The sequence below is a fragment of the Shewanella sp. 10B genome, from assembly GCF_023475885.1.
GTDB classification, from domain to species: domain Bacteria; phylum Pseudomonadota; class Gammaproteobacteria; order Enterobacterales; family Shewanellaceae; genus Shewanella; species Shewanella mangrovisoli.
Genome location: NZ_JAMDJO010000001.1, coordinates 67,773 through 91,409 on the forward strand (window position 1 = coordinate 67,773; position 23,637 = coordinate 91,409).

Consider the following 23,637-nt stretch of genomic DNA (forward strand, 5'->3'; position numbering starts at 1 on the left):
TTAACCTTGGCCCTTGTCGTATTTTGATGACAGGGGCTAAGTTTTTTTATTGTACAGTCTGCATTTTGCTCAAAAGTTATAAAATAATTTAAATAACAATAATAAAGGATAATGGTATGAGTACGACTGCGCCGGAATCTATCACCAATACGGGCGTGAATGCTCAGGAGGCTGCCGCGAAAAAGAGTCAGTCAAAACCGCGGTTGATGTCCCTCGATGCCCTGCGTGGCTTCGATATGTTTTGGATTCTAGGTGGCGAAGCCCTATTTGGTGCCTTGCTTATGTTGACGGGCTGGGGGGGCTGGCAATGGGGTGATACCCAAATGCACCATAGTGAGTGGAATGGGTTTCGCTTCTATGATTTGATTTTTCCGCTGTTTATATTCCTCTCAGGTGTTGCCCTTGGATTATCGCCAAAACGCTTAGATAAACTGCCGATGCAGGAGCGTATGCCTGTGTATCGCCACGGGATTAAGCGGCTGTTTCTTTTGTTGTTGCTTGGCATTCTTTATAACCATGGTTGGGGAACGGGGGCGCCTGCCGATCCTGACAAAGTCCGTTATGCCAGCGTATTAGGTAGAATTGCCTTTGCGTGGTTTTTTGCCGCCTTGCTGGTATGGCATACCAGTTTACGGACCCAAGTGCTGGTGGCCTTGGGCATCTTAGTGGCCTATGGCGCGGTGCAACTCTGGTTGCCGTTTCCTGGTGGACAGGCTGGTGTGTTATCACCGACTGAGTCAATCAATGCTTATGTAGACAGCCTGTTACTGCCGGGTGTGAGCTATCAAGGACGAACGCCCGATCCTGAAGGCGTGTTATCGACACTGCCCGCCGTAGTCAACGCTTTAGCGGGGGTGTTTGTCGGTCACTTTATTGTGAAATCTCATCCAAAAGGGGAGTGGGCTAAGGTTGGCCTATCGAGCGTTGCCGGTGGTGTTTGTTTGGCCCTAGGCTGGTTGCTGGATGGGGTTATTCCCGTCAATAAAGAACTTTGGACCAGCTCTTTTGTGTTGGTCACTAGCGGTTGGAGCATGCTGCTGTTAGCACTATTTTATGCACTTGTGGATGTGTTGAAATGGCAAAAGCTCGCCTTTATTTTTGTGGTGATAGGCACTAACGCCATCATTATTTATCTGGCCTCCAGCATAGTGGATTGGAAGTATATCGCCCAGAGTGTGTTCGGTGGCGTTATCGCGGCATTGCCAGAAAATGCTCAGCCCTTAGGAGCCGTGATTGGTTTGCTCACCGTTCAATGGTTAGTGCTGTACTGGATGTATCGTCGCAACATTTTTGTGCGGATCTAACGTCGATATCTGATTTTCCCTCAAGCCACAGACTCACCACCTCTGTGGCTTTTTTATTTCTAGCAACCAAAGGGCGCAGAGCATCTTTGGTTGTAAATCAGCGGTTAACTCAGTGTTTATGGCTCATTCTGGGGCAAATAGGGCCATTTTGCGGACTAAATCGCAAAATGACAGCGTTGTCTTTTTGCGTTGTTTGTTTTAACATCACTGAAACAATGGTGCGTTTGGATGATAACATTAGCCATTGCAGACGAGTTGCGATACGGATGTGCGGAATACTCAGCGGTTTTTAGTCCCGCCATCACCTTAAAAATTAATTACTATAAGAAGCAGGTTTATGGAAATGACACTCGATAAAAGCCAGCAGAAAAGCAGTTTTCTCCCCATGGCGATAGTGGCAGCACTCTTTTTCATCCTCGGATTCGCAACTTGGTTGAATGGATCTTTGATGCCCTATTTAAAACAAATTTTGCAACTCAATCCCTTCCAGGCCTCATTAATCCTGTTCTCTTTCTACATTGCGGTGACTTTTACCGCGTTGCCCTCGGCGTGGGTTATTCGTAAAGTCGGTTATAAAAATGGTATGGCACTGGGGATGGGCATCATGATGCTCGCCGGCCTATTATTTATTCCTGCGGCTAAGACCCAAATATTCGGCCTGTTTTTATGTGCACAATTAGTGATGGGCACAGGCCAAACCCTGCTACAAACGGCAGTAAACCCCTACGTGGTTCGCCTTGGGCCTGAAGAGTCTGCCGCGGCCCGCGTCAGCGTGATGGGCATTTTGAATAAAGGTGCGGGAGTGATAGCGCCGTTAGTTTTCTCTGCTTTGATTCTAGATAGCTTTAAAGACCGCATTGGCACTACGTTAACCCAAGTGCAAATTGATGAAATGGCAAACAGCTTGGTTTTCCCTTACCTCGGTATGGCAATCTTTATTGGGGTGTTGGCGCTTGCTGTTAAAAAATCACCTCTGCCAGAATTATCCAATGAAGATGAAGTGGCCGAGCACACAGATAAAGGACAAATCAAGGCTGCCTTGTCCCATCCTAACCTCGCATTTGGCGTTATCGCGCTATTTGTCTACGTGGCGGTTGAGGTGATTGCTGGCGATACTATCGGTACCTTCGCCTTATCGCTAGGGGTTGAGCATTACGGCGTGATGACCTCCTACACTATGGTGTGTATGGTTCTGGGTTATACCTTAGGCATTATCTTGATCCCTCGCTTTATCTCTCAGCCCACGGCACTGATGATTTCGGCGATTCTTGGCCTATTACTGACCTTAGCCATACTGTTTGGGGATAATAATTCCTACGCGATTGCCAATGCGCTGTTAGTGCCTTTTGGCGGTGTGGCCTTGCCTGATACCTTACTCTTCATTGCCTTCTTAGGATTAGCCAATGCGATTGTTTGGCCTGCGGTGTGGCCTCTGGCGCTGTCGGGTTTAGGTAAGCTCACCAGCACAGGTTCGGCATTACTCATCATGGGGATTGCGGGTGGTGCTTTCGGGCCACTGTTTTGGGGACTCACGAGTTCGGCTACCGATATGGGGCAGCAGGGCGGTTATATGGTGATGTTACCTTGCTACCTGTTTATTCTCTTCTATGCCGTAAAAGGCCATAAGATGCGTCACTGGTAATCGGCTATCACGCGATGTAAAAAAGCCCTCAACAGAGGGCTTTTTGCTATTTGCTGGGGATTAATTAGAAGGCGTAGCTGACTGTTGCTAATACGGTATCGTCGTTTTTCCACACGCCGTCAGAGACTTTCTGATCGCCGCTCAAGTCGGTTCCAAGCCAAGCGAGGGATAGGCCAAATCCCATAAATTCGGTGGATACGCCAACGGAATAATCCGAATAGCTATCAAAGCCTTCACCATCGTCTAAGGCATCGCCTACGTTGTAGCCGTAATGCAGTTCGAGGTTCCAGTTTTCAACAAACTCATAGGAGTAATTGATTTCGCCGTAGTGATAATCTAAATCGCTGCCACCGTAATCATTGGTGTACCAATAGGCTACGCGAAAGCCGCTAAACTCGACGCCAGCTGTGACTTCGAAATAGCCGAGGTCACTCTCACCCGAATAGTTATAGCGGTTGAGTGTCACGTCGTAGCTAACGTTATCATTGATGTCACCGCCGTAGGCAACATAGAAGTCGTACTCGATATCTGGACCGTTATAACCAGGCTCATCAAAGTCGACATTACTGGCCCAGGCACCGACCGAGAAGCCCGACTCAAAACTCCAATCGACACCGCCTTGAACCGCAGGGTCGCCCGCGGTTTGCGAGATGCCACGGAAGCGATAATCATTGGTTACGCTAATTTCCCCCGACACTTCTGCGGCGGCAATGCCGGAGAATAAGCTGGTCGTCAGCGCGAGCCCAACAACTTGTGCCAGCCGTTTTTTATTTAGGTTGTTATTCACGGTATTTCTCCCATTTTCTTGATTGACACGGATGTACTAAGTTCTTTTAGCTTTTAAAACAGGCTAGTACATTCGTTGCTTTGCCAAACAACAACCCAGGAAACCCCGTAGCTGTGACCTCATGGCGAGTTAAGCTAAATTGCTTTAGCTTGGTTAATCGAGGCAAAAAGCACCCCCTATGAAACTCACTTTTGTTCGAAGATGACATAAACCTTGCGGCAGGGCTCTACAACTTGCCACTGCCCTTGGAACCCCGCAGGAATAATAAATCGGTCGCCGACAGTGAAGGTTTGTGACTGCCCCTCAAGATCTGTGATGACGCTGGTCCCTTCGAGGATCTCGCAATACTCGTATTCAGTGTAGTTGATTTTCCAAGCACCTGATTCGCTTTGCCAAATTCCACTGTGGAATTGATTACAGGGACTAGAGTAATGATTCTGTAATTGCTGGGTGGGATTACCAGAGATGCGCTTTTCTGGGGCAACTTGGTAACTTTCCATCGGCGACTGTGCGCTAGCAAAGCGAATGATCGACGTGATGCTCATTGTTATATTGGCTCCAGTCGAAGTTATTTCATGGTGGGCATAACAAACTCAGCTTGAGTCTGTTTGCCTACGGGCCAGCGTGCCGTGATGGCTTTACGTTTGGTATAAAAACGTACCCCGTCAGGGCCATGCATATGCAGGGGACCAAAGAGCGAACGTTTCCAGCCACCGAAGGAGTGGAAGGCCATAGGCACAGGGATGGGCACGTTAACGCCCACCATACCCACCTGCACATGGTGGCAAAAATGTCTGGCGGCCTCACCGCTTTGGGTAAAGATGGCGGTGCCATTGCCAAATTCATGTTGGTTGATAAGCGCCAGTGCGCTGGCATAGTCTTTAACCCGCACAATCGACAGCACTGGGCCGAAGATTTCTTCGCGATAAATACGCATCTCGGGGGTGACGTTATCGAATAAACAGGCACCTAAGAAGTACCCCTGCTGATGGTCGGCAACGGTTAACTGGCGACCGTCCACCACTAAGGTCGCACCTTCTTTAACGCCAGCGTCGACAAATTCCGTGACTTTGGCGAGGTGTTGGCGGGAGATCAACGGCCCCATTTCCATCTCTGGGGTGAGGCCATTGCCCACTTTTAACTGTTGAATTTGCGGTAATAATTTATCGACTAGCTTGTCGCCCACATCCCCTACGGCCAATACCACTGAAATGGCCATACAACGCTCGCCCGCGCTGCCATAGGCGGCGCCCATGAGGGCACTTACTGCTTGATCTAAATCTGCATCCGGCATCAGTAGCATATGGTTTTTCGCGCCGCCGAGGGCTTGCACCCGTTTACCGTGTTTAGATGCGGTGCTGTAGATATACTCGGCGATTGGCGTTGAACCGACAAAGCTGACGGCTTGAATATCTTCATGGCTGAGCAGGGTATCGACGGCCTCTTTATCACCGTTGACTACGTTAAATACCCCAGCGGGAAGCCCTGCCTGCGTGAGTAATTCCGCAATGCGCATGACTGCGCTTGGGTCTTTCTCCGACGGCTTCATAATAAAGGTGTTACCGCAGGCAATCGCGATTGGGAACATCCACATGGGAACCATCACGGGGAAGTTAAAGGGCGCTATGCCTGCGACAACACCTAAAGCTTGATTGACCGACCAAGCGTCGACGCCACCGCCGACCTGCTCCGTATGTTCCCCTTTGAGCAAGTGTGGGATACCACAGGCAAATTCGACGACTTCGAGACCACGGATGAGTTCTCCTCGGGCGTCATCGAGCACTTTGCCGTGCTCTAAGGTAATCAGCTGCGCCAGCTCATCCATATGTTGCTCGACCAGCGCCTTAAACTTAAATAGCACACGAGCACGATTGAGGGGCGTTACCTGTGACCAAGTGTCGAAGGCCGATTTGGCGATAGCAATGGCGGCAGAGACTTCGTCGCGACTCGCGAGGGAGACCTGACCTCGGCATTCTCCCGTCGCAGGTTCGAAAATCTCTTGGCTTCTTGTACTGGCGGCGGTGTGTTCGCCATTCACATAATGAGTCATTGTCAGCATAGGTAACCTTTCAATTGCCCCAATTTGGGCATTAGATAAAAAATTGTGCATCATCCTACGGCGTGAATTGCATCGCTTAGGCTGTTAACTATTTGGTCTATTTGATGTTTCTCTACGATTAACGGTGGGGATATGGCGATAATATCGCCCGTCGCCCGCACGAGCGTGCCTTGATGGAAACAATGCTCGAACACGCTGTAACCGCGTTTGCCCGCGCCTTGGCTATTCGGCGCGAGTTGGAACCCTGCGACCAATCCAGTGTTGCGGATATCAATCACATTCGGCAAACCTTTGAGACTATGAACGGCATCCTCGAAATAACGCTCAAGTTCGAAGCTGCGTTCAAATAGCTGTTCGTTTTCATAGATGGACAGCGTGGCGAGCGCAGCAGCTGCTGCTACTGGATGGCCTGAATAGGTATAGCCGTGGAAAAACTCGATGAGTTCGGTAGGGCCTTGCATACAGGTATCGTGAATAAAATCCTGCACAAACACGGCGCCCATTGGAATTGCGCCATTATTGATGGCCTTGGCCGTAGTGATTATGTCGGGGATAACGCCCCAGCGCTGGCTGGCAAAGGCGGCACCTACGCGGCCAAAAGCGGTAATTACTTCATCAAAAATCAACAGGATGCCGTATTTTTTGGTGATTTCCCGTAGACGCTTTAAGTAACCTTGTGGTGGTAAAATCACCCCCGCCGAACCCGACATAGGTTCAACGATGACGGCGGCAATATTCTCGGCGCCGTGGAGTGTGACGAGTTGTTCTAATACTTCGGCTTTTTCCGCACCAAGGCTAGGCAAGCCACGGCTAAAGGCTGAATTTTGAATATCTAAGGTGTGGGGCAGGTGATCCACGCCTTGTAGCAGTTGGCCACTAAAGGCTTTACGGTTATTGCTCAAGCCCCCCACTGAAATGCCGCCAAATCCTACGCCATGGTAGCCCAGCTCACGGCCAATAAAGCGAGTGCGTGACGCTTGGCCATTAGCTCTGTGGTAACAGAGTGCCATTTTAAGCGCGGTATCGACGGACTCTGATCCCGAGTTGGTAAAGAAGACTTTATTGAGTCCTTCAGGACTGAGTTCAGTTAACCGTTCGGCGAGTTCGAAGGCGAGGGGATGACCCATTTGGAAGGACGGTGCGTAATCCATCTCGCGAATTTGCTTGCTGACGGCTTCGCTGATCTCACGGCGTCCATGGCCGGCGTTACAACACCACAAGCCAGCCGTTGAGTCTAATACCTTGTTGCCATTGATATCCGTGTAGTACATGCCTTCTGCTTGGGCGAGCAGGCGAGGGCTGGCTTTAAACTGGCGGTTGGCGGTAAAGGGCATCCAATAATGTTCGAGGGAAGGATGCTCATGCGTTGTGTTGTAGGGTGAATCGGCCATAGTGTTTACCTTGTCCTTTTCCTTGTTAAATGAGGTCAGGTCTTCGTTAAGAGTGGCTAATATTTGCTATGCTATGTTAGAAATAATGAACATGGAAGAGGTGTGTGCAGTTATTTGTGGCAAAAATGCTATTTTTGTAAAAAATATTGAATATTAATGATTGAACAGCGTAATCTAAGCAGCAGTTAACGACTTAGGTCATCTTTGGCATTTGGCCGTCGAGATAGCCCTCATCCCAATAAAGCTAAAATAAACAAATACAAACGATTAAGAGGTCATCATGAGTACACCTAAAAAACGGAGTGATTGGGAAAGCCTCGCTGCTAGCCTAGCAATCAATGGCAAGGCTTATATCAATGGCGAATACCGCGATGCGGCAGCGGGCAGTACCTTTGACTGTGTCAGCCCGATCGACGGACGCGTATTAGCCAAGGTCGCCAGTTGCGATCAAATGGACGCCAATATTGCCGTCGCTAATGCCCGTGAGGTGTTTGAATCAGGCGTGTGGTCAAAGACTGCCCCCGTTAAACGTAAGCAAGTGATGATCCGTTTTGCCGAGTTATTGGAGGAAAATGCCAATGAACTCGCCCTGTTAGAAACCTTGGACATGGGTAAGCCTATCCGTTTTTCAAAGGCGGTAGATATTGCCGGTGCCGCCCGTGCTATCCGTTGGTCGGGTGAAGCCGTTGATAAACTCTACGACGAGCTGGCGCCGACGGCACATAATGAAATCGGTATGATCACCCGCGAACCCGTAGGTGTGGTGGCGGCGATTGTGCCTTGGAACTTCCCGTTATTGATGGCCTGTTGGAAGCTGGGGCCAGCACTGGCGACGGGTAACAGTGTTATTCTAAAACCCTCAGAGAAATCCCCCTTAACGGCCATTCGTATCGCCGAGCTTGCGGTGCAGGCAGGGATCCCTAAGGGCGTGCTAAACGTATTGCCGGGTTATGGGCATACGGTCGGTAAGGCGCTGGCGTTGCATATGGATGTGGATACTTTAGTCTTTACTGGCTCAACAAAAATCGCTAAGCAATTAATGATTTATGCGGGCGAATCGAATATGAAGCGGGTGTGGCTTGAGGCTGGCGGTAAGAGCCCGAACATTGTATTTAACGATGCGCCCGATCTTAAAGCTGCGGCGGTGGCGGCGGCCGAAGCCATTGCTTTTAACCAAGGTGAAGTCTGTACCGCGGGCTCGCGTTTGCTGGTGGAGTCTGGGGTTAAAGACCAATTGATTTCACTGATCGCCGAAGAACTGGCCTCATGGCAGCCTGGGCATCCGCTGGATCCCGCTACCGTCAGCGGCGCTGTGGTCGATAAGCAGCAATTAGATACCATCTTAAGCTATATCAAGGTGGGCCAAGACGAAGGCGCGAGTTTAGTCCATGGTGGACAGCAAGTACTGGCCGAAACGGGCGGCGTATATGTACAGCCCACTATCTTTAGCCAAGTACACAACAAGATGAAAATCGCCAGCGAGGAAATCTTTGGCCCTGTGTTATCTGTCATTGAATTCAATGGCATGGAAGAGGCGATTGCGATCGCCAATGACACCATTTACGGCTTAGCGGCAGGGGTGTGGACGGCGGATATCAGCAAGGCACACAAAACCGCCAAGGCGCTGCGCTCGGGAATGGTGTGGATTAATCATTATGATGGCGGCGATATGACGGCGCCTTTCGGTGGTTATAAACAGTCGGGCAATGGCCGTGATAAATCCATGCACTCCTTCGACAAGTACACTGAAATCAAGGCGACTTGGATAGCCCTCTAAGTCGTTCTGACTCCCTCTCAAGCCTCTTTACGCCGATGCGAAAGAGGCTTTCTTTTTTCTGGTTAACCCTCTAATTAAATGGATAAAGTGGCGCAAGGGTGCCTCTTGGGGATTTTTGCTGTACATTGCTCGGATGATGAACTCATTTGCTAAGGGATGTTCTGTGAGTCTCAAATACTTATCTTTGACCTTAATGCTGCTAGCCACCTTGGCCTTGTCGGGGTGTTCTTCTACCCATTCGGGAAGCTGGCAGGGGTTTACTGAGTCTGGCCAAGCCTCTTTCTACGGCGATAAACATCAAAATAAGAAAACCGCCAGCGGTGAGCGTTATAACCATAAATTAAAAACGGCCGCCCATAAGGAAATTCCTTTTGGTTCAGTGGTTAAAGTCACCAATCTTAAGAATGGTAAAACGGTTGTGGTTAAGGTCAACGACAGGGGGCCTTTCGTGCGGGGCCGAATTATAGATTTGTCCAAATCCGCATTTAGCAGCATAGGCAATACTTCGGCGGGTTTACTGGATGTCAAAATTGAAGTGATTCAAGCCACGAGTCAGTAATCGACTCTCTATGAGCTTGCCATGTGTGCTTTACCAAAACAGTATCGGTTTGAATGGTTTGAATAGTGCTTGGGTTTTAGCATGTGCAGCAAAACCTAGGCTGATAAGTCATTATCCCAGTTAGAAATCAGAATAAGGACAGCCAATGGAATATCCTCTCGTGAGTACTCAATGGCTCGAAGAGCAGCTCACCTCGCCAGATCTCGTGTTACTCGATGCCAGCATGGCCGTGGTGTTGGGCAAAGAGCCTATCCTCTATTCCGAACCTGTGTGCATTCCGCGCTCGAGGCGCTTTGATGTCGAAACGGATTTTTGCGATAAAACCTCTTCTCAAATCCACGCCTTACCAAGGTTTGAACAGTTTGTAGAAGGCATTGCTAAGCTCGGAATAGACCCGCAAAGCGTGGTGGTTATCTATGATAATCAAGGGATTTATTCTTCTCCGCGCGCTTGGTGGATATTCAAGGTGATGGGATTTCACCGTGTGTATGTGCTCGACGGTGGTTTACCCCAATGGATGGCTGAAGACAGGGTCACCTCATCACGCTATCAGGAAGAAGGAATAGATTATGGTGCAAGCGATAGTGAGGAACTCACTGCCGTTTTGGAATATCAGCCTGCCAAGGTGATGGATGCCGAGGCCGTGTTCGCCAAGCTTGATGATAGCGGCAGCGCGATTATCGATGCCCGCGGCGCCGCGCGCTTTTTAGGTCAAGTGAGTGAGCCACGCCCAGGTGTGCGTAGTGGACATATTCCCCATTCGGTTAATTTACCTTTTACAGAGGTGCTCGATGGCTTCAAAATCAAAAGTTCGGCCGAATTACAAACCCTGTTTCAAGAGCTTGCTGGCGATAAACCGTTAAGGATTTTCAGCTGTGGCTCGGGCATTACCGCCTGTATCTTAATCTTAGCGTCGATTGCTTCTGGTCATGCCGATGCTGTGCTTTACGATGGCTCGTGGGCAGACTGGGGCAGTCGCAGCGATTTACCCATAGCGCAATAAGCGCTGATAGCAGGAGTGCTAAGCAGGATAACCAGCAGCACTCCATTGGCAGTGATATATCCTTTGACTTATCAAGGAGTTTGCCATGTTAACTCGATTGTTTGATAAGCTGATCTTCGGCTTTATCTTAGTGATGGCGCTGCAACTTCCCCAATTAGCCGATCATTATCAGCAATTTTTGGCGGGGCTCTATACCTCGACTCAATGGCAAGTTGAGGGCTACGAGGCCACAGCGAAGGAATATCACTACGGCGATGTAGAAACCATGATTGCCCGCCATTTGCAAAACGAGGAGCCTAGCGTCAGGGCGGATGCCGAGCAAAAGCGCCAGACGCTAGACTTGTATCAAGCTCTGCAGCAGGGAATGCAGACCTTTGCGCAGGGGAATCTCTTCGAGAAAACCGCCTATATGTTCAATCCTGCTCGTTTTGAATATTTACAGCAAACCATAGTTAACTTTAAGCCTGGCATCCCGTTAACCACCAGTGGGATTGGCTTTGGCGTGCTGGTGGCGCTAATAGTCCATTATTTTGGCTCACTGCCCTTTATTCTGTGGGCAAGGCGCCGTAGGCGGATTAAATTAGCCCGCGCCATTTAGTGTCGTTGGATAGCTTGCTCGCTTATCCAACGGCAGGGCAAATCTCAGAATAAGTCCTTAAACCTGTGGTACAACATACCCGCCGCCAGCATAGGCGAGCGGAATGTGGGGCCGCCGGGGAAGGTCATATGCTTGATTTTGGCAAACACATCAAAGTATCCCGCCTGCTGACATATGGCTTCGGCGAGCAGTTTGGCCGCCATATGGGTGGCATTTACGCCGTGGCCTGCGTAGGCTTGGGCGTAAAAAATATTGCTCGCATCGGGTAGGCGACCGATTTGCGGCATACGGTTGGCACCAATGCCTATCATGCCGCCCCATTCGTAATCTATGCGTACGCCTTTTAACTGTGGGAATACCGTCTCAAGGTTCGGCCTGAGCGCTGCTTCAATATCCTTAGGATCTTTGCCTGAATAAGTACAAAGTCCGCCGAAGAGTAAGCGTCTATCCGCCGATAAGTGGAAGTAATCTAAGGCGATTCGCATATCTGCAAAGGCCATATTTTGCGGGATAATGCTTTGGCATTGCGCTTCTGTCAGTGGCTCTGTTGCAAGCAAGTAGCTCCCCGCGGGCAGCACTTTACCGCCGATGTAGCTATTCAGTTTATGGCCTATATAAGCGTTGCCCGCCAGCACGACATATTGGCAAGTCACTTCGCCTTTTGCCGTTAATACTCGCGGTTTATCCCCAGGAATAATCTTTTCTGCGGCGCTGTATTCAAATAATTGAGCGCCCAATTCTCGGGCAACACGAGCCTCGCCCAAGGCCAAATTCAGCGGATGTAAATGGCCGCTGCCCATGTCGACTAGGGCGCCTTGGTAAAAGTCTGAGCCGATAACGTCTCCGAGCTGAGACTGAGTTAATAGTTTGATTTCATGCTGATATCCAAGGCGTTTAAGGTGGTCGAACTCTTGTTCTAGTTCGAGCATATGCCGAGGTTTAACCGCCAAATCGCAATAGCCCATTTGTAAGTCGCAATCGATGTGATGGGTCTGTATCCGATTTCGTACAATCTCTACCGCTTCAAACCCCATCTGTTCAATGGCGCTCACGCCTTCTTGGCCTATCTCATTGATAAATTGCGCAGGATCATGGCCAATACCGCGGATCAGCTCGCCACCATTACGCCCTGAGGCGCCCCAGCCAATGCGCTTGGCCTCGAGTAGCACAACGTTTAGGCCCTTTTGCCGCAGTTCGATAGCCGTGTTAATACCGCTGAAACCACCGCCGATAATGCAAACGTCGGTGCTTACCTGGCCCTCAAGTTGGGGATGGTCGTAAATTTCTTTTGCAGTATCAACATAATAAGACTGGGGATATTGTTCACTATGGACAGGAGGTTTGGTGGTCATTTGAGCTCCAAAAAATTGTTTTTATTGTAAATTGGGCTTGTCCCAGTATACTCATCACACTTTTGTGATACTGCTAAAAAGTGTGCATTTTATTTAACACACTTTTTAGATAGAATACAATGGAAGCGATTAAACTCACGCTTTTAGGGCTAAAATGTGTTTGGGATGATGTTTATCCTGAACAACCTGTTCTTCATCTATCGGGACAACCGATCCTTTGGGGAGATGCGAAATTTGGATATTGGAGCCAGTCTCAGAACTGTTCGAAAAATGAAGGGCTTATCCCAGCGTGAGCTGGCTAAGCGTGCTGGTGTGACTAACAGTACGATTTCAATGATCGAAAAAAACAGTGTTAGCCCATCCGTCAGTTCTTTGAAAAAGGTACTGTCGGGTATCCCTCTGTCTTTAGTGGATTTTTTCTCGATTGAAGCCTCGATTGAGAGTGAGCAAAAAGTGGTTTATCGCTCCGATGAACTCCTCGATATAGGTACTGGGCCGTTAGAATTTAAGTTGATTGGCCGTGACTTTCCCAATCGTGCCATGTCGGTGATGAGTGAAACCTATCCACCGGGTTCGGATACGGGCGAGGAAATGCTGAAACACGAAGGTGAAGAGGCGGCCATGGTGATCGAAGGTAAATTCGAACTGACCGTTGGCGACGAGGTATATATCTTAGAAGCGGGTGATAGTTACTACTTTAACAGTGAGTTACCCCATAGATTTCGTAACCCTTTCGATGAACCCTGTCGACTGGTCAGTGCAACAACGCCAGCGAATTTCTAATTGCATAGCCAGTCACATAGCTAATCCTATAGCGCTGTCCTAGGTTGTCTAGGATGGCGCAATCCTGACATTTCCCCTTATCAACCTCATCTCAAATTGGCTTTGGATTACAAAATATTATTCAAAGTGTAAATAATATTATTCAAATGAACCTAAATCAGCGCTGTTTATCTTTGCCTGATTTTCATCCAAAACAACCGCTATAAGCCGATTCTGTTACCCTTAGGCAACACAATACCCCCTAATTTCCTGTATTACATCCCAAAATGCTGTCTTGCAACTAAACGATCATTAACAAGTGTTTAACCTCTTGCCTGAGGTTAAATTTCGGTGTACTGTGTGAAAAAATGAACATTAAAACTTAACATGTTCATTATGCAGTCATTCAAGGTGAAGGTGAGTTATGTCTGTCGAGTTGCCCCTTATTGGTGTTATTGCGTGTAATCAACAATTGGGATCACATCCCTTTAATATTGTTGGTGAAAAATACCTCTTAGGTGTAGTGAATGGTGCTAAGGGCTGGCCCTTAGTGATCCCCTCATTAGGTGCTGAACAACCTATAGAGGCGATTCTGGCAAGTCTCGATGGCATTCTCTTTACCGGTTCGCCTTCGAATGTTGAACCCCATCTCTATGCGGGTGAACCGAGTGAAGTCGGTACTCACCACGATCCCAAACGCGATGCCACCACTTTACCGCTCATCCGTGCGGCCATTGCGGCGGGTGTGCCTGTGCTTGGGATTTGTCGTGGCTTTCAAGAGATGAACGTGGCGTTTGGTGGCAGTTTGCATCAGAAGTTGCACGAAGTGGGCGGTTTTATTGAACACAGAGAAGATAAAGAGGCCTCGTTAGAGGTGCAATATGGGCCATCCCACAGTATCACTGTGGAGCCTGGGGGGGTCATTTACGAGGCCTGGGGCCGTAACTCGGCAGAGGTAAACTCTGTACATACTCAGGGCGTGGAGCGTCTTGGGATTGGGTTGCGGCCAGAAGCTTATGCTCCAGATGGTCTAGTGGAGGCCTTCTCCGTTATAGACGCAAATGAATTTGCCCTAGGTGTGCAATGGCATCCTGAATGGAAGGTGAGTGAAAACCCATTTTTCCTCTCTATATTCAATGCTTTTGGTGATGCGTGCCGTCGTAGGGCTACAACTCGAGTGAAATAAAATGAATAAGCTAATCGCTTTTTTAAAAGAACGAAAAATCACAGAAGTCGAATGTGTTATCAGCGATATGACAGGTATCGCCCGCGGAAAAATTGCCCCAGTGGATAAGTTCCTCGACGAAAAAGGCATGCGCTTACCCGAAAGCGTGTTGCTGCAAACCGTAACAGGTGACTTTGTCGACGATGATATTTATTACAGCTTACTCGACGATGCGGATATCGATTTTGTCTGTGTTCCCGATGAAAATGCGGTGTTTATGTTGCCTTGGACCATTGAAGCGACGGCGCAAGTGATCCACGATTGCTACGACAGAATGGGCAATCCCATCGAATTATCGCCACGTAACGTATTGAAGAAAGTGCTTTCGCTCTACGAGCAAAAAGGCTGGGAGCCAGTCATTGCACCTGAGATGGAGTTTTATCTCACCAGCCGTAGCGATGACCACGATTTACCCCTTAAGCCACCTATTGGTCGCTCAGGCAGGCCAGAAGCAGGGCGTCAGTCTTTCTCGATTGATGCGGCTAACGAATACGATCCGCTTTTCGAAGATATGTATGACTGGTGCGAGCTGCAAGGGTTAGATATCGATACGCTGATCCACGAAGACGGCCCTGCGCAAATGGAGATTAATTTCAGCCACGGTAATCCATTATCTCTTGCGGATCAGGTGTTTGTATTTAAGCGTACCCTGCGTGAGGCGGCATTAAAGCATAATGTGTGCGCCACCTTTATGGCCAAACCTGTCACCGATGAGCCAGGCAGTGCGATGCACATTCATCAAAGCGTGATTAATAAGGAGACGGGCAAAAACATCTTCACCAATGAAGACGGAACTCAAAGCCCATTATTCCTAAGCTATATCGCTGGTTTACAAAAATTTATTCCTGAACTCTTGCCATTAATGGCGCCCAATGCCAACTCGTTCCGCCGTTTCTTACCGGGCACCTCTGCGCCAGTTAACTTGGAATGGGGCGTTGAGAACAGAACCTGCGGTCTGCGTATTCCTGAATCTTCACCGCAAAACCGCCGCATTGAAAACCGTATTCCAGGGGCTGATGCAAACTGCTATTTAGCCATAGCTGCGAGCTTACTCTGCGGTTACATCGGTATGGTGGAAGGGTTAAAACCTTCAACACCAGTGCAGGGTAAATCGAACGAAAGCCGTAGCAACAATCCACATTGTCTGCCGTTAACCTTAGAGGAAGCGTTAGCGGCGATGGAAGAGAGTGATGCCTGTAAGGAATATTTAGGTGAAGCCTTTACCACCGGCTTTGTGGCGGTTAAACAGGCCGAGCTTGAAAACTTCCGCCGTGTTGTGAGTTCGTGGGAGCGTGAGTTCCTGTTACTCAGTGTGTAATTTGCACTGTTTTTGTTCAAAACTGTCACGGCCTTAACGGATTTAGGGTCAAGATAGCGGGAATATTTGAACAATCAGCAAAAATGCTCTGCACTAATTTGGTGAGTTTGCTTAACTTTGGTGCAGAGCGCTTTTAAATTGAAATGCTTACGTATGCTTTACGGTTACTGAGTTGCGGTGTGAAATCCCATTCAATGAACTCAAAGTGATGATGATTTTGTACCTTGGTAGCGTGTGCATAAATTTGATTGAAATAAGCGTTTTATAACTTACTGTTAGTTAAGCTTAAAAAGAGTTTTTCCTGAGATGGTTTCAGCGGTTTTTCTAGGGGCTTGAGGCATTTGTCTTAATGTTGCAAGATGTAGGGCGTACAAATATCTAGTCTGTTTTATTGCTTGTTAATGCAAGTGTGTAAATCGACAAATTTGGCATGAAATCTGATACTCCCATCAATTGCAGCCACCTAGAGATGAAGGCATTATGGTGCTGTAGAGACTGCCGATGCGGTTTTTAAGGTGTAGCATTGGTCGAGAATAACAACAATAACCGAGCAGATGGTCGGTGACACAATTTCAGAATTGTTAAAGGCAATTCTGCTACCCGAGAAAGGAGAAAGCATGAAGCTATTTAATAAGATGACGACTTTGGCTTTAGTAACCGCGGGCGCCCTCGCAAGCGTTGCTGCCCAAGCTGAAGAAGTAGTGCGCGTATATAACTGGTCTGATTATATCGCGGAAGATACCTTAGAAAACTTCAAGAAAGAAACGGGCATTCGGGTGATTTACGATGTGTTTGATAGTAACGAAGTGCTGGAAGCCAAGTTACTGTCTGGCCGCAGTGGTTACGACATCGTGGTTCCATCAAACCATTTCCTCGCTAAACAAATTAAGGCTGGCGCATTCAAGCCGCTAGACCGCTCTAAACTCAGCAACTTTAAAAACCTCAATGCCGATCTGATGAAACAGTTAGAGAAGGCTGATCCTGGTAACCAATATGCCGTACCTTACCTCTGGGGTACCAATGGTATCGGTTACAACATCGATAAAGTGAAAGCCGCAGTGGGTGAAGATGCGCCATTTGATTCAATGGAGCTGATCTTTAACCCAAAATATGCTGAAAAAATCTCTAAGTGTGGCTTTGCTATGCTGGATTCGGCTGATGATATGGTGCCACAGGCGATGATCTACTTAGGTCTTGACCCTAACAGCACGAAAGCCGAAGACTATGAAAAAGCAGGTGAATTACTCGAAAAAATTCGCCCTTACGTGACTTATTTCCACTCATCACGCTATATCTCTGATCTCGCAAACGGCGATATCTGTGTGGCATTCGGCTTCTCTGGTGACGTATTCCAGGCTGCGGCCCGTGCCGATGAAGCGGGTAACGGTAACAAGATTGGTTACTCGATTCCAAAAGAAGGCGCGAACCTGTGGTTCGATATGTTAGCTATCCCTGCGGATGCGGCTAACGTTGAAAATGCTCACAAACTTATCAACTACTTACTTCGCCCTGAAGTGATTGCGCCTATCTCTAACTATGTGGCTTATGCGAACCCTAACGACCCAGCACAGCCTTTAGTAGATGAAGCTATTCGCAATGACCCTGCGATTTATCCGCCAAAAGAAGTGTTGGATAAATTGTATATTGGCGAAATCCGTCCATTGAAAATCCAACGCGTATTAACCCGCGTCTGGACCAAAGTGAAGTCTGGCCAATAATCGAGATGGGGCAAGCATTGCTTGCCCCTTTTAATCGCACAGACATTGCCTTGCTCCTTGAGCATTCGGCCTACAGATTTTATCTCTATTCATTAATTCATTGTGTAAATCTCAAGTATTGAACGCATTATCGCATCAATACTCGGGTGGAGAAGTACTATGGCAAGCACCTCGGGCGTCACCAACAAACCCACTACAAAGACGCAAGAAAAAGTCCTGCTTAAGATTGAGCGGGTCAGTAAATTGTTCGACGATGTACGCGCGGTTGACGACGTATCATTGACGATTAATAAAGGTGAGATTTTTGCTTTACTTGGGGGCTCTGGCTCGGGTAAGTCGACCTTATTGCGTATGCTCGCGGGGTTTGAGAGACCGACCTCTGGGCGGATTTTTCTCGACGGTGAAGACATTACCGATTTGCCACCTTACGAACGTCCCATCAACATGATGTTCCAGTCTTATGCGCTCTTTCCCCATATGACTGTCGCGCAAAATATCGCCTTCGGTTTAAAGCAAGATAAGTTACCCAAAGCGGAAATTGAGCAAAGGGTGCAAGAAATGCTCAAGTTGGTGCATATGGAGCAATATGGCAAACGTAAGCCGCATCAGCTTTCCGGTGGTCAGCGTCAGCGGGTGGCGTTAGCCCGCTCCCTCGCGAAACGTCCTAAATTATTGCTACTCGATGAGCCTATGGGTGCACTGGATAAAAAGCTGCGTACTCAGATGCAGTTAGAAGTGGTTGAAATTCTTGAGCGTGTTGGCGTGACCTGTGTAATGGTGACCCATGATCAGGAAGAAGCCATGACCATGGCGGGCCGCATTTCGATTATGAGCGACGGTTGGATTGCTCAAACTGGCTCACCTATGGACATTTACGAGAGTCCAAACAGCCGCATGATTGCTGAATTTATCGGTTCAGTGAATCTCTTTGGCGGCGAGATTGAAGTGGACGAAGTCGACCATCTCATCATTAAACCCAATGACTTAGCTCAATCTTTCTATGTGGGTTACGGGGTAACGACCAGCGCCGAAGAAAAGCATGTGTGGTTAGCGGTACGCCCCGAAAAAACCATTATCAGCCGTGAGCAACCCGAGGGCGAGTACAACTGGGCCAAGGGTATAGTGCACGACATCGCCTACTTAGGTGGCATTTCGGTGTACTACATTCGCCTCGAGAATGGCCAAATAGTGCAATGCAGTATGACCAACCGTGAACGCCGTGCCGACCATGCGACATGGGACGATGAAGTGTTCATCAGCTGGGAGGACACCAGTGGCGTGGTGTTAAGATCATGAAGATGAAGTCAAAACTAAAATGGCTTAAGGGACGTTTCTGGACGATTAGCTTCCCCTATGCTTGGCTGTTGTTGTTCTTCGCCTTGCCCTTTGCCATTGTTCTTAAGATCAGTTTTTCGACGGCGGCGATTTCGATTCCGCCCTACGAGGCGACCTTCCAATATGCGGATGATGTATTAAACATCTTTCTGCATTTAGGTAACTATTTGATGTTACTCGATGATTCGCTGTATTACACCGCGTATCTCAGTTCATTAAAAATGGCGCTCATTTCGACCATTGGCTGTTTGATCATTGGTTATCCCATGGCCTATGCCATTGCCCGGGCGCCAGCAAGGTTGCAAACCGTGTTGTTGTTATTGGTGATGTTACCTTCTTGGACCTCGTTCTTAATCCGCGTTTATGCCTGGATGGGGATCTTAAGTAACACGGGGATTATCAATAACACATTGATGTGGTTAGGAGTCATTTCTGAGCCATTGCAAATCTTAAACACTAACATCGCCGTCTATATCGGGATTATCTACGCCTATTTGCCCTTTATGATTTTGCCGCTGTACGCGACCTTAGTGAAGTTAGATATGAGCCTGATTGAGGCTGCATCTGACTTAGGGTCGAGCCGTTTAAATACCTTCTGGAAAATCACTTTCCCATTATCTAAGAGCGGGGTGATTGCAGGTTCTATGCTGGTGTTTATTCCTGCGGTAGGGGAGTTTGTGATCCCTGAGCTGCTCGGCGGCCCAGATTCTCTGATGATAGGTAAAGTGCTGTGGCAGGAATTCTTCAATAACCGTGACTGGCCTGTGGCCTCATCACTGGCGATTGTGATGCTGGCACTCTTGATTATTCCTATTACCTTATTCCATCGCTATCAGGCGCGTAGTTTGGAGAAAGACCTATGAAAAAGCTGAGTTTTTCTTCGGTGATGCTGTGGTTCGGCTTGTTCTTCTTGTACGCACCTATGTTGATCCTAGTGATTTATTCTTTTAACGAATCTAAGTTAGTGACAGTGTGGGGCGGGTTTTCACCTAAATGGTACGGTGAGTTATTTGCCGATCAGCAAATTCTCGATGCGGTGTGGACCAGCCTTCGGATTGCGTTTTACAGCTCAACCATGGCGGTGATTATCGGCACTATGGCCGCCTTTGTGATGACGCGGTTTAAGCGCTCTTGGGCCAAGCTCACCCTGTCGAACATGATCACTGCGCCTTTGGTTATGCCTGAGGTGATCACGGGTCTGTCATTGCTACTGTTATTTGTGCATATGGCGGATCTCTTAGGTTGGCCGAAAGAGCGCGGCATGGTGACCGTTTGGATTGCCCACTCGACCTTTTGCGCGGCCTATGTGGCTGTGGTGGTGTCGTCAAGATTGCGTGAGTTAGACATGTCAATCGAAGAGGCGGCAATGGATTTAGGCGCAACGCCGCTTAAGACCTTCTTCCTGATCACTGTGCCCATGATTTCACCGGCATTAGTGGCGGGTTGGTTGTTATCCTTTAGTCTGTCACTCGATGACTTAGTGATCGCAAGCTTTGCCTCAGGCCCTGGCGCGACCACCTTACCTATGGTGGTGTTCTCCTCGGTGCGCTTGGGGGTATCGCCTAAGATCAACGCCTTGGCGACACTTATTATTCTATGTGTGTCGTTAATCGCCTTCTTGTCATGGTATATGGCAAGACGCGCCGAAAAACGTGAGCGTATGCCACTGAACTAATAAGTGGTGCTATAACACAGAGTGAACAAACACAGAGCGAACACACACTGAGTTGTCTTTTCTCGCTAAAAGGATGGCCTTGATTGCTAAGGCCATCCTTATCTCAGCCCTCCAAGTCTTCTTATCTGTGCCTCCACAGTAATTTTCAAATCCGTTTAAGGCATCAAGGATACTTTGTTTGAAATATCAAACATTGTGTAAATTATTGTGCTTTTATGGCTAGTGTTTCCCGATTTGAAGGTGTAGGATGTGATAGTTGTTTAAAATAATGAACATAAAAATCAAGGGAACATCATGTCAGCCATACCTCACACTGGATCATATTATGCGGCTTCGTCCAACGATAAGGTTGAGCGCGCGCGTTTACAGGAATCGATTGAAGCCGATGTTTGTGTGATTGGCGCGGGGTACACAGGCCTGTCTGCCGCACTGCATTTACTCGAATCGGGTTTTAGTGTGGTGGTGCTCGAAGCGGCGCGAATTGGCTGGGGCGCCTCGGGGCGTAATGGCGGACAAATCGTCAACAGCTATAGCCGTGACATTGATACCATTGAAAAAACCGTCGGCAAAGAACAAGCCAAGCTCTTTGGACAAATGGCCTTCGAGGGCGGACGCATCATCCGTGAACGTATCGCTAAGTACAACATAGACTGCGATCTAAAGGATGGCGGCGTATTTGCGGCGATGAACGAAAAGCAAATGGGCCATTTACGCCATCAAAAGCAGTTATGGGAAAGCCATGGCCACGTGGGCAAGCTAGAGCTGCTCGATGCAAACAGCATTCGTTCTGTGGTAAATACTGAGCGCTATGTCGGCGGTATGTTAGATAAGAGCGGCGGCCATATTCATCCGCTGAATTTAGCCTTGGGTGAAGCCCGTGCGGTAGAATCCCTCGGCGGAAAAATTTTTGAAGACTCAGCAGTGCTGCGGGTCGACGAAGGCGAAAGTCCTGTAGTGCACACCGCAAAGGGCAGCGTAAAAGCCAAGTTTGTGGTGGTGGCGGGTAACGCTTACCTCGGTAAACTTATGCCTGAATTGCAAGCTAAATCCATGCCCTGCGGCACCCAAGTGATCACCACAGAGCCCTTGGACGAAGAGTTGGCCGCAAGTCTGTTACCTCAAGACTACTGCGTCGAAGATTGTAACTATCTGCTCGATTATTTTAGGCTGTCTGGCGACAAGCGCCTGATCTACGGCGGTGGTGTTGTGTATGGTGCCCGCGATCCCGCGGATATCGAATCTCTGATTATTCCGAATATGCTCAAAACCTTCCCACAGTTAAAAGGAGTTAAGGTTGATTATGCGTGGACGGGTAACTTTTTATTGACCTTATCGCGTTTACCACAGGTCGGCCGTATTGGTAAAAATATCTATTATTCACAGGGTTGTAGTGGCCATGGCGTCACGTATACCCACTTGGCAGGTAAGTTAATTGCCGAAATGCTCAATGGTCAAGCCACGCGTTTCGATGCTTTTGCGGCGCTGCCCCATTATCCCTTCCCAGGCGGTCACGCCTTACGTGTGCCTTTTAGTGCGCTGGGGGCATGGTATTACAGTCTAAGAGATAAATTAGGTATCTAATTTATTTAATTTTTTATACGAGGTAAGGCATTACCTCGCAGCGAGAGGAATTTCCTGTGTTGTTAAAAGACCCGAGTCTGCTGCGTCAGCAATGTTATATCAATGGTCAGTGGTGCGATGCGCAGTCAAAAGAAACAGTCGCTATCGCCAATCCCGCAACGGGCGCGGTTATCGCAAGTGTCCCTGTGATGGGGCAAGCCGAAACTCAAGCGGCGATTGCGGCAGCCGAGGCGGCCTTGCCTGCATGGCGAGCACTTACCGCAAAAGAGCGTGGTGCCAAGCTGCGTCGTTGGTTTGAATTACTCAATGAAAACAGCGATGACTTAGCGCTAATGATGACCACTGAGCAGGGCAAGCCCCTCGCCGAAGCTAAGGGTGAAGTCACCTACGCCGCCTCCTTTATCGAATGGTTCGCCGAAGAGGCGAAACGCGTCTATGGCGATACGATTCCTGGGCATCAGGGTGATAAACGCATCATGGTGATTAAGCAGCCCGTGGGCGTGACTGCGGCCATTACTCCCTGGAACTTCCCTGCGGCGATGATCACCCGTAAAGCCGCGCCAGCACTGGCTGCTGGTTGTACTATGGTGGTGAAACCAGCACCGCAAACGCCATTTACCGCATTAGCCTTGGCCGTGCTTGCCGAGCGCGCCGGGATCCCCGCTGGGGTGTTCAGCGTGATCACTGGCGATGCTATCGGTATTGGTAATGAGATGTGCAGCAACCCAGTCGTGCGTAAGTTGTCTTTCACCGGCTCGACCCAGGTGGGCATTAAGTTAATGGAGCAATGCGCGCCGACGCTGAAGAAATTATCTTTAGAATTAGGTGGCAACGCGCCATTTATCGTATTCGACGATGCCAATATCGATGCGGCGGTTGAAGGCGCCATGATCGCTAAGTATCGCAATGCGGGGCAAACCTGTGTCTGCGCTAACCGCATTTATGTTCAGGCGGGCGTGTATGACGAATTTGCCCGTAAGCTCAGCATTGCCGTGGGTAAATTAAAGGTGGGTGAGGGCATTGGCGAGGGCGTAACTACGGGACCGCTTATCAATCGCGCGGCGGTCGAAAAAGTCCAGAGCCATCTTGAGGATGCCCTCAGCAAAGGGGCGACTGTGGTTGCGGGCGGTAAGCCCCATAGCTTAGGTGGCAACTTCTTCGAGCCAACGGTACTGACGCATGTTGATAGCAGTATGCGTGTCGCCCGTGAAGAAACCTTTGGCCCACTGGCGCCGCTGTTTAAGTTTACCGATGTGGACGATGTGATTAAGCAAGCCAATGATACCGAGTTTGGGTTAGCGGCTTATTTTTATGGTCGTGATATCTCACTCGTGTGGAAAGTGGCCGAGGCATTGGAATACGGCATGGTGGGCGTCAACACAGGGTTGATTTCCACCGAAGTCGCGCCGTTTGGCGGAATGAAATCCTCAGGGCTCGGTCGAGAAGGTTCTAAGTTCGGCATCGAAGAATATTTAGAAATCAAATATATCTGTATGTCTGTTTAAGCATCAGTTTGGGATAGACCGCCAGTGGTAGCCCTTTGGGCATAGG

The 23,637-nt window shown here is 48.7% G+C and carries 20 protein-coding genes; 15 read left to right on the forward strand and 5 right to left on the reverse strand.

Annotation, left to right across the window (positions count from 1 at the left end; translation table 11 throughout):
• Positions 1-116 precede the first annotated feature (116 nt).
• Together nagX and nagP are read left to right on the forward strand one after the other, a co-directional pair.
• A complete protein-coding gene (gene nagX / locus M0415_RS00285) occupies positions 117-1,304 on the forward strand; it encodes a transmembrane glucosamine N-acetyltransferase NagX (protein WP_249556025.1) in 1,188 nt (395 codons plus the stop codon).
• 343 nt (positions 1,305-1,647) lie between these two features.
• The gene (gene nagP, locus M0415_RS00290) at positions 1,648-2,946 is read left to right on the forward strand and encodes an N-acetylglucosamine MFS transporter NagP (protein ID WP_011717943.1); all 1,299 of its coding nucleotides are present in this window, start codon (positions 1,648-1,650) and stop codon (positions 2,944-2,946) included.
• A 64-nt stretch (positions 2,947-3,010) separates the two neighbouring features.
• On the opposite strand, the gene M0415_RS00295 is transcribed toward nagP, so the two are convergent.
• From M0415_RS00295 to aptA, 4 genes are all read right to left on the reverse strand, one after another.
• On the reverse strand, positions 3,011-3,733 hold the full coding sequence (locus M0415_RS00295; protein ID WP_249556024.1) for a TorF family putative porin: 723 nt from the start codon (positions 3,731-3,733) through the stop codon (positions 3,011-3,013).
• A gap of 185 nt (positions 3,734-3,918) precedes the next feature.
• Complete coding sequence (locus M0415_RS00300) at positions 3,919-4,284, reverse strand: cupin domain-containing protein (RefSeq protein ID WP_041412730.1); 366 nt, start codon at positions 4,282-4,284, stop codon at positions 3,919-3,921.
• Between the two features lie 17 nt (positions 4,285-4,301).
• The gene (locus M0415_RS00305) at positions 4,302-5,792 is read right to left on the reverse strand and encodes a CoA-acylating methylmalonate-semialdehyde dehydrogenase (protein WP_011717940.1); all 1,491 of its coding nucleotides are present in this window, start codon (positions 5,790-5,792) and stop codon (positions 4,302-4,304) included.
• Positions 5,793-5,842: 50 nt separating this feature from the next.
• Positions 5,843-7,183: an omega-aminotransferase AptA gene (gene aptA, locus M0415_RS00310; RefSeq protein ID WP_249556023.1), complete on the reverse strand. Its 1,341-nt coding sequence runs from the start codon at positions 7,181-7,183 to the stop codon at positions 5,843-5,845.
• A 280-nt stretch (positions 7,184-7,463) separates the two neighbouring features.
• Between aptA and M0415_RS00315 the strand changes: the two genes are divergently transcribed.
• The 4 genes from M0415_RS00315 (at position 7,464) to M0415_RS00330 (ending at position 11,120) form a co-directional block, all read left to right on the forward strand.
• Entirely contained in the window at positions 7,464-8,960 is a 1,497-nt protein-coding gene (locus M0415_RS00315; RefSeq protein WP_249556022.1) for an aldehyde dehydrogenase, read from the forward strand.
• Between the two features lie 136 nt (positions 8,961-9,096).
• Positions 9,097-9,519, forward strand: coding sequence for a septal ring lytic transglycosylase RlpA family protein (locus M0415_RS00320; RefSeq protein ID WP_425383153.1), 423 nt, complete (start codon positions 9,097-9,099; stop codon positions 9,517-9,519).
• A gap of 145 nt (positions 9,520-9,664) precedes the next feature.
• On the forward strand, positions 9,665-10,522 hold the full coding sequence (locus M0415_RS00325; protein ID WP_249556021.1) for a sulfurtransferase: 858 nt from the start codon (positions 9,665-9,667) through the stop codon (positions 10,520-10,522).
• Between the two features lie 85 nt (positions 10,523-10,607).
• A complete protein-coding gene (locus M0415_RS00330) occupies positions 10,608-11,120 on the forward strand; it encodes a DUF2937 family protein (protein WP_249556020.1) in 513 nt (170 codons plus the stop codon).
• Positions 11,121-11,164: 44 nt separating this feature from the next.
• On the opposite strand, the gene M0415_RS00335 is transcribed toward M0415_RS00330, so the two are convergent.
• Positions 11,165-12,472 carry an NAD(P)/FAD-dependent oxidoreductase gene (locus M0415_RS00335; RefSeq protein ID WP_249556019.1) on the reverse strand — a complete coding sequence of 436 codons (1,308 nt, stop codon included), beginning with the start codon at positions 12,470-12,472 and terminating at the stop codon, positions 11,165-11,167.
• A 234-nt stretch (positions 12,473-12,706) separates the two neighbouring features.
• On the opposite strand from M0415_RS00335, the gene M0415_RS00340 reads away from it, so the two are divergent.
• From M0415_RS00340 to gabD, 9 genes are all read left to right on the forward strand, one after another.
• Positions 12,707-13,255, forward strand: coding sequence for a cupin domain-containing protein (locus M0415_RS00340; protein WP_249556018.1), 549 nt, complete (start codon positions 12,707-12,709; stop codon positions 13,253-13,255).
• Between the two features lie 403 nt (positions 13,256-13,658).
• Positions 13,659-14,420: a gamma-glutamyl-gamma-aminobutyrate hydrolase family protein gene (locus M0415_RS00345; protein WP_011623669.1), complete on the forward strand. Its 762-nt coding sequence runs from the start codon at positions 13,659-13,661 to the stop codon at positions 14,418-14,420.
• A gap of 1 nt (position 14,421) precedes the next feature.
• Positions 14,422-15,777, forward strand: coding sequence for a glutamine synthetase family protein (locus M0415_RS00350; protein ID WP_011623668.1), 1,356 nt, complete (start codon positions 14,422-14,424; stop codon positions 15,775-15,777).
• 617 nt (positions 15,778-16,394) lie between these two features.
• Positions 16,395-17,495: a polyamine ABC transporter substrate-binding protein gene (locus M0415_RS00355; RefSeq protein WP_041408839.1), complete on the forward strand. Its 1,101-nt coding sequence runs from the start codon at positions 16,395-16,397 to the stop codon at positions 17,493-17,495.
• Between the two features lie 159 nt (positions 17,496-17,654).
• Positions 17,655-18,791, forward strand: coding sequence for a polyamine ABC transporter ATP-binding protein (potA, locus tag M0415_RS00360; protein WP_249556017.1), 1,137 nt, complete (start codon positions 17,655-17,657; stop codon positions 18,789-18,791).
• On the forward strand, positions 18,788-19,693 hold the full coding sequence (locus tag M0415_RS00365; RefSeq protein ID WP_011623665.1) for an ABC transporter permease subunit: 906 nt from the start codon (positions 18,788-18,790) through the stop codon (positions 19,691-19,693). Before potA ends, M0415_RS00365 begins: the two co-directional genes overlap by 4 nt.
• Complete coding sequence (locus tag M0415_RS00370; RefSeq protein ID WP_011623664.1) at positions 19,690-20,505, forward strand: ABC transporter permease subunit; 816 nt, start codon at positions 19,690-19,692, stop codon at positions 20,503-20,505. Before M0415_RS00365 ends, M0415_RS00370 begins: the two co-directional genes overlap by 4 nt.
• 294 nt (positions 20,506-20,799) lie before the next feature.
• Positions 20,800-22,086, forward strand: coding sequence for an NAD(P)/FAD-dependent oxidoreductase (locus M0415_RS00375; RefSeq protein ID WP_249556016.1), 1,287 nt, complete (start codon positions 20,800-20,802; stop codon positions 22,084-22,086).
• A gap of 56 nt (positions 22,087-22,142) precedes the next feature.
• Entirely contained in the window at positions 22,143-23,591 is a 1,449-nt protein-coding gene (gene gabD, locus M0415_RS00380) for an NADP-dependent succinate-semialdehyde dehydrogenase (RefSeq protein WP_208659696.1), read from the forward strand.
• Positions 23,592-23,637: the final 46 nt, after the last annotated feature.